A 5,900-nucleotide genomic window follows, 5' to 3' on the forward strand; every position below is an offset into this window, starting at 1 on the left:
GCGCTCCGAATGGAACGCCCCCGGCGCCGTCCGCCGCGGCCCCGCCCTACGCCCTCAGTCCTTCGCCCCCTGCTGGGCGCGTTCCTTGTGGTGGTGGCGCTGGTCGACGGGGCCGCGGCGGACGGCGCCGGGGGCGTTCCATTCGGAGCGCTTCTTGGCGCGGCGCTTGGCGGCCTCGGAGGACTGGAGCTGGTAGGGCACCGAGGTGACCATGACGCCCGGGGTGAAGAGGAGGCGGCCCTTGAGGCGCAGGGCGCTCTGGTTGTGCAGCAGGTGCTCGTACCAGTGGCCGACGACGTACTCGGGGATGATCACGCTGACCGCGTCGCGCGGGTTCTCCCGGCGGATGGACTTGACGTACTCGATGACCGGGCGGGTGATCTCGCGGTAGGGCGAGTCGAGGATCTTGAGGGGGACGTTGATGCCGCGGCGTTCCCACTCGGCGCGCAGCGCCTTGGTCTCGGCGGGGTCGACGTTGACGCTGAGGGCTTCGAGCTTGTCGGAGCGCATGAGCTTGGCGTAGCCGACGGCCCGCAGGGTGGGGCGGTGGACCTTGGAGACGAGGACGATGGAGTGCACGCGGGAGGGGCGGGCGGTCTCGTCGCCGGGCTCGTCGGGGGCGGAGATCTCGGCGGCCACCCGGTCGTAGTGCTTCCGGATGGCGCTCATCACGCCGTAGAACATGACCATGCCGAGCAGCGCGACCCAGGCCCCGTGGGTGAACTTGGTGGCCAGGACGACGACGAGGACCAGGCCGGTGAAGGTGGCGCCGAAGGCGTTGATGGCGCGGGAGCGGACCATCCGGCGGCGGACCGCGGGGTCGCGCTCGGTGCGCAGGTGGCGGTTCCAGTGCCGGACCATGCCGGTCTGGCTGAGGGTGAAGGAGACGAAGACGCCGACGATGTAGAGCTGGATCAGCTTGGTGGAGTCGGCCTCGTAGATCCCGACCAGCAGCATCGCGGCGCCGGCGAGCAGCACGATGCCGTTGGAGAAGGCGAGCCGGTCGCCGCGGGTGTGGAGCTGGCGCGGCAGGTAGCGGTCCTGGGCCAGGATCGAGCCGAGCAGCGGGAAGCCGTTGTAGGCGGTGTTGGCGGCCAGGAAGAGGACCAGGGCGGTCGCGGCGGCCAGGACGACGAAGAAGAAGGTGCCCTGCCCGAAGACGGCGGCGGCGACCTGGGAGATCACCGGGTTCTGGACGTAGTCCGCGCCGACCGCCTGTCCGTCGCGGATGAGGTCGGTGGCGGGCTGCTCGGCCATCTTGACGCCGGAGGCCATGGCCAGGGCGATGATGCCGCAGAACATGGTGACGGCCAGGCCGCCCATCAGGGCGAGGGTGGTGGCGGCGTTGCGGCTCTTGGGCTTGCGGAAGGCGGGGACGCCGTTGCTGATCGCCTCCACGCCGGTGAGCGCGGCGCAGCCGGAGGAGAAGGCCCGCAGCAGCAGGAAGACCAGGGCGAAGCCGGCCAGGCCCTGGTGTTCGGGCTTGATCTCGAAGTCGGCGGTGGGGGCCTTCATGGTGTCGCCGAGGACGAGGGTCTGGAACGCGCCCCAGGCGATCATGATGAAGACGCCGGCCACGAAGACGTAGGTGGGGATGGCGAAGAGCTTGCCGGACTCGCGTACGCCGCGCAGGTTCATCACGGTCAGGAGCACGATCACGGCGATGGCCGAGAAGACCTTGTGCTCGACGACGAAGGGGATGGCGGAGCCGAGGTTCTCCACGCCGGAGGAGATGGAGACGGCGACGGTGAGCACGTAGTCGACGAGCAGGGCGCTGGCGACGGTGAGGCCGGCGCGCGGGCCGAGGTTGGTGTTGGCGACCTCGTAGTCGCCGCCGCCGCTGGGGTAGGCGTGCACGTTCTGCCGGTAGGAGGCGACGACGGTGAACATCAGGACCACGACGGCGACCGCGATCCAGGGGCTGAAGTGGTAGGCCGACACGCCCGCGATGGAGAGCACCAGCAGGACCTCGCCGGGCGCGTACGCCACCGAGGAGAGCGGGTCGGACGCGAAGACGGGCAGGGCGATGCGCTTGGGGAGGAGGGTCTCCCCCAGCCTGTCGCTGCGCAGCGCCCGGCCGATCAGGATCCGTTTGGGCACGTCGGTCAGTTTGGACACGCAGAGGATCGTAAGCGGTCCAAATCGGCCGTACGCACCTCCCACCCCGCCGCCGGGAAATCATTGCGCGCCCTTAACGCGCCGGTGCTTGATCAGCGCCGACCGGGCAGGAGGGGCCGCGTCGGGGCCCCGCGATGCGGGCCTGCCGGGGGTGGCGGAATAAGCTCGGTGTCGGACAGCACCGCACGCGGGCCGAGAGAGACCGAGAGAGAAGAGTGAGCAGGGTGTTTTCGCAGGTCGTCACGGTGGCCTTCACGGCGGCCAGGAGTGCGGGGTAGCGGACGTGCACATCGTCATCATGGGGTGCGGCCGGGTCGGCGCCGCGCTCGCGCAGACCCTGGAGCAGCAGGGGCACACGGTCGCCGTCGTGGACCAGGACCCGACGGCGTTCCGCCGGCTGGGCTCGGGCTTCGGCGGGCGGCGGGTCACCGGAGTCGGGTTCGACCAGGACACCCTGCGTGAGGCGGGGATCGAGGAGGCCGGCGCGTTCGCCGCGGTGAGCAGCGGCGACAACTCCAACATCATCGCGGCCCGGGTGGCGCGGGAGATGTTCGGCATCGAGAACGTCGCGGCCCGCATCTACGACCCGAAGCGGGCCGAGGTCTACCAGCGGCTCGGCATCCCGACGGTCGCCACCGTGCGCTGGACGGCCGACCAGATGCTGCGGCGGCTGCTGCCGTCCGGCGCGGAACCGCTGTGGCGCGATCCGAGCGGCGGGGTGCAGTTGGCCGAGGTGCACACCTCACCGGCGTGGATCGGCTACAAGGTCAGCCGGCTCCAGGAGGAGACCGGGGTGCGGGTGGCGTTCCTCACGCGGCTGGGCGAGGCGGTCCTGCCCACCTCGCAGACGGTCCTCCAGGAGGGGGACCTGGTGCACGTGATGATGCGGACGGACGAGATCGAGAAGGTCGAGGCGGCGTTCGCCGAGGGGCCTGACGGGGAGAGTGGTCACTGATGCGGGTCGCTATCGCGGGCGCCGGCGCGGTGGGCCGCTCCATCGCGGGCGAGCTGCTGGAGAACGGGCACGAGGTGCTGCTGATCGACAAGGCGCCGACCGCCATCTCGGTGGAGCGGGTGCCGCTGGCGGAGTGGCTGCTGGCCGACGCCTGCGAGATCACCTCGCTGGACGAGGCGGCGCTCCAGCGCTGCAACACGGTGATCGCGGCCACCGGCGACGACAAGGTGAACCTGGTCGTCTCGCTGCTGGCGAAGACCGAGTACGCGGTGCCGCGGGTGGTCGCCCGGGTGAACAACCCGAAGAACGAGTGGCTGTTCAACGAGTCCTGGGGCGTGGACGTGGCCGTCTCGACGCCGCGCCTGATGTCGGCGCTGGTGGAGGAGGCGGTGAGCGTCGGCGACCTGGTCCGGCTGCTGCGCTTCAGCCACGGCGACGCCAACCTGGTCGAGCTGACGCTGCCGCCGGAGTCGCCGGTCACCGGGACGTCGGTGGGTGACGTGGACTGGCCGCAGGACACCTCGCTGGTGACGATCATCCGCGGCTCGCGGGTGCTGACCCCGCACCCCGAGGAGACCCTGGAGGCCGGGGACGAGCTGCTGTTCGTCGCCGCGCAGGCGCGCGAGGAGCAGCTTGAGGAGCTGCTGTCGGTCCGGCGCGAGGGCGCCGGGGACTGACCGGGGACCGGGGAGGACCTCGGGGTTCGCGACGGGGACGGAAGGGGTACGGAGAGGGGCCCGGGTGGCACGGTCGGGTGACCGTGTCCACCCGGGCCCCTGTCCGTGGGAGCGTGCCGGGGGCTCGTGGAAGCCCGCCCCGCCGTCGCCGGAGCGGGGCGTGAGCTGCCTGCTACAGCTCGGCGTCGGGCTGCGGCCGCGCCTGGGTGTGCGGCGTGGCGTGGGGCGGGATCTGCGCCGCGGACTGCGCCGTGGCGGCGGCCTCGCGCTCCTTCTCGGCCTTCTCCTCGGCCTCCATCTCGGCGAAGACGTCGATCGGCGGCGGCGCCTTGGAGAGGAAGACCCAGGTGAAGTAGACCGCCAGCAGGAACGGCGGGATCTTCAGGGCGATCAGCACCCAGCCGAACTTGGTGGTGTCGGCCCACCAGTACATCGGGAAGAGGACGGCGCACTTGGCGAGCAGGATCAGGCCCCAGGCCCAGCTCGCCTTGGTGTACGCCTTCTTGCGGCCGGGGTTGCGAGTGCGCCAGGAGAGGTTCTCCTTGAACACCGGGCCGAGGATCAGGCCGATCAGCGGCACGCCGGCGAGCGCGGTCACGCAGTAGGCCAGGGCCAGGCCGAGCGTGTAGAGCATGCCGGGCAGGTAGAAGTCCTTGGCGTTGCCGGTCATCATCGCGAAGACCACGCCGAAGACGATGCCGAAGACGCCGCTGAAGGCGTGCTTCATGGTGCCCTTGCGCAGCAGCCGGGCCGCCAGCAGCACCAGCGACACCGCGAGCGCGGCGAGCGCGGACAGGTGCAGGTTCTGGTTGATCGTGTAGATGGTGACGAACAGCAGGCCGGGGAGAACGGTCTCCACCAGGCCGCGCAGGCCGCCGAAGGCTTCGAACAGGGCGGCCTCGGTCACCGTCTTCGGCGTCGCCGCCTGGGGGTCGTGTGCGCGCGGGGCGTCCTGGTCGGTGGGGGTCGGCTTGTCGTAGGACGTCACCGGCTACTCCTGTCCGAGCGGTCGGAGTTCGTATTTGGGGTTGAAGAGGACCCTGCGGCCGTGGCTCATGGAGACCCGGCCGGAGGCGATGAGCTTGCGGCCCGGCTCTATGCCCGTGATGGAGCGCCGGCCCAGCCACACCACGTCCAGCGGGGCCGTCCCGTCGAAGAGCTCCGCCTCCAGGGCGGGCACACCGGCCCGGGGACGCAGGGTGACCGTCCGCAAGGTACCAGTGACCTTGACGATCTGGCGGTCGTCGCAGTCGGAGATGCGGAGGCAACCGGAGACCCGGGTGTCCTCCCGGAGCTCCTGCGACTCCAGGTCCCCCTGGGAACTGGACAGCCGGTCGAGCATCCGGCGGAAACGGCCGGCCGGCTTCTCGGTTCGCGGGGTTGCGCTCATACCGAAAGCCTACCGGCCGCTTCGGACCCGGACCGGCCTCAGCGTTCGAAGCGGTAGCCCATTCCCGGCTCGGTGATGAAGTGCCGGGGGTGGGAGGGGTCGGCCTCCAGCTTGCGTCGCAACTGCGCCATGTACACGCGCAGGTAGTTGGTCTCCGTCCCGTACGACGGTCCCCACACCTCCCGCAGGAGCTGCTTCTGGCCCACGAGACGGCCGCTGTTGCGCACCAGCACCTCCAGCAGGTGCCACTCGGTGGGGGTGAGGCGCACGTCCCGGCCGTCCCGCTGCACCTTGCGGGCGGCCAGGTCCACGGTGAAGCCGGGCACCGCCACCACGGCGGGGCCCTCGCCGCCGGCCGGCTCGGCGCGGCGGACGGCGGCCCGCAGCCGGGCCAGCAGCTCGTCCATGCCGAACGGCTTGGTGACGTAGTCGTCCGCGCCCGCGTCCAGGGCTTGGACCTTCTCGTCGGAGGTCTGCCGGGCGGACAGCACCAGGACCGGTACGCGGGTCCAGCCCCGCAGCGCGGTGATCACGTCGACGCCGTCCATGTCGGGCAGGCCCAGGTCCAGGACGATCACGTCGGGGTGGCGGCCGGCGGCCAGCTCCAAGGCGCCGGCCCCGTCGGGCGCGGAGTCGACCTCGTAGCCGCGGGCCTTGAGGTTGATCACCAGGGCGCGGACGATCTGCGGCTCGTCGTCCACTACGAGCACCCGGGTCATGTGGGGCCTGCTTTCTCCAGGGAAGGGGCCGGGGAGGGGGG

The 5,900-nt window shown here is 71.1% G+C and carries 6 protein-coding genes; 2 read left to right on the top strand and 4 right to left on the bottom strand.

Annotation, left to right across the window (positions count from 1 at the left end; genetic code table 11):
* Positions 1 to 54: 54 nt before the first annotated feature.
* On the bottom strand, positions 55 to 2,118 hold the full coding sequence (locus C6N75_RS14740) for an APC family permease (protein WP_105869356.1): 2,064 nt from the start codon (positions 2,116 to 2,118) through the stop codon (positions 55 to 57).
* Between the two features lie 283 nt (positions 2,119 to 2,401).
* On the opposite strand from C6N75_RS14740, the gene C6N75_RS14745 reads away from it, so the two are divergent.
* Both C6N75_RS14745 and C6N75_RS14750 read left to right on the top strand, forming a co-directional pair.
* On the top strand, positions 2,402 to 3,073 hold the full coding sequence (locus C6N75_RS14745) for a potassium channel family protein (RefSeq protein ID WP_105869357.1): 672 nt from the start codon (positions 2,402 to 2,404) through the stop codon (positions 3,071 to 3,073).
* Positions 3,073 to 3,750, top strand: coding sequence for a potassium channel family protein (locus C6N75_RS14750; RefSeq protein ID WP_105869358.1), 678 nt, complete (start codon positions 3,073 to 3,075; stop codon positions 3,748 to 3,750). The genes C6N75_RS14745 and C6N75_RS14750 overlap by 1 nt, the downstream gene beginning before the upstream one ends.
* A 172-nt stretch (positions 3,751 to 3,922) precedes the next feature.
* Here the strand turns inward: C6N75_RS14750 and C6N75_RS14755 are convergent, their stop codons facing one another.
* From C6N75_RS14755 to C6N75_RS14765, 3 genes are read right to left on the bottom strand one after another with little or no spacing between them, the layout of a single operon-like run.
* Positions 3,923 to 4,738: a DUF3159 domain-containing protein gene (locus tag C6N75_RS14755; protein WP_105869359.1), complete on the bottom strand. Its 816-nt coding sequence runs from the start codon at positions 4,736 to 4,738 to the stop codon at positions 3,923 to 3,925.
* A gap of 3 nt (positions 4,739 to 4,741) precedes the next feature.
* Complete coding sequence (locus C6N75_RS14760; protein ID WP_105869360.1) at positions 4,742 to 5,140, bottom strand: OB-fold nucleic acid binding domain-containing protein; 399 nt, start codon at positions 5,138 to 5,140, stop codon at positions 4,742 to 4,744.
* A gap of 38 nt (positions 5,141 to 5,178) precedes the next feature.
* Positions 5,179 to 5,859, bottom strand: coding sequence for a response regulator (locus C6N75_RS14765; protein WP_105869361.1), 681 nt, complete (start codon positions 5,857 to 5,859; stop codon positions 5,179 to 5,181).
* Positions 5,860 to 5,900: the final 41 nt, after the last annotated feature.

The sequence above is a fragment of the Streptomyces solincola genome (assembly GCF_002982015.1).
GTDB lineage: Bacteria > Actinomycetota > Actinomycetes > Streptomycetales > Streptomycetaceae > Streptomyces > Streptomyces solincola.

Excerpts from the sequence above, each read along its gene's own strand:
- C6N75_RS14765 (WP_105869361.1), bottom strand. The coding sequence starts at position 5,859 with ATGACCCGGGTGCTCGTAGTGGACGACGAGCCGCAGATCGTCCGCGCC.
- C6N75_RS14760 (WP_105869360.1), bottom strand. The coding sequence starts at position 5,140 with ATGAGCGCAACCCCGCGAACCGAGAAGCCGGCCGGCCGTTTCCGCCGG.
- C6N75_RS14750 (WP_105869358.1), top strand. The coding sequence starts at position 3,073 with ATGCGGGTCGCTATCGCGGGCGCCGGCGCGGTGGGCCGCTCCATCGCG.